Source organism: Photobacterium sanguinicancri (assembly GCF_002265265.1).
Classification (GTDB): Bacteria; Pseudomonadota; Gammaproteobacteria; order Enterobacterales; family Vibrionaceae; genus Photobacterium; species Photobacterium sanguinicancri.
On sequence record NZ_NOIF01000430.1, the window covers coordinates 1 to 548 of the forward strand.

Annotated in this window: 1 protein-coding gene; it reads right to left on the reverse strand. The window is 33.0% G+C overall.

All coding sequences use genetic code 11. The features are described 5' to 3' along the window. Positions 1–548, reverse strand: a 548-nt coding sequence (locus ASV53_RS24445; RefSeq protein ID WP_141226335.1) for an O-antigen ligase family protein, incomplete at both ends; no start/stop codon positions are given.

Below are 548 nucleotides of genomic sequence, written 5' to 3' on the forward strand. Positions count from 1 at the left end.
TAAAAACCAAAACATAATGAGTGAATTTCTAATGAAAAAATCATCCGTTAAGCTTTTAGAAAAGTAGCCAACAAACACCAGCAATGCGATTAATGATAAATCATCTCGCCGATATGGAAATACAGCTGATTTAAATGCGTAACCATAAAGCAATAAAAACAAGGCTAATCCAACAACCCCCATTTGGAGTTGTTTATTTAAGAAAACATTATGAGCATGTGTTTTCATCTCTATCGACCAGTTCTGTGTTTTATCGATATCAAACTGTATCGCATTTTTTAAACTTGTATATCCAGCCCCATAGCCTAATATTGGTCTATCAAGTGCCTTATCAAAATATGATGTCCACATTTCTGCTCGAGGGTCATTAACAGAAACCGCTTCAATGCTAGATAAACTAACTTCTTTATTTTGTGATTTAATTGTCAATCCATAGAACACAATACCAAGTAGCAGAGGAAAACAGAGTGACCCTGCTAATATTACTTTAACTCTACTAAAATTAAGAGCCATCACTGAAAAGTAAATAGAATACATTATTATAATGG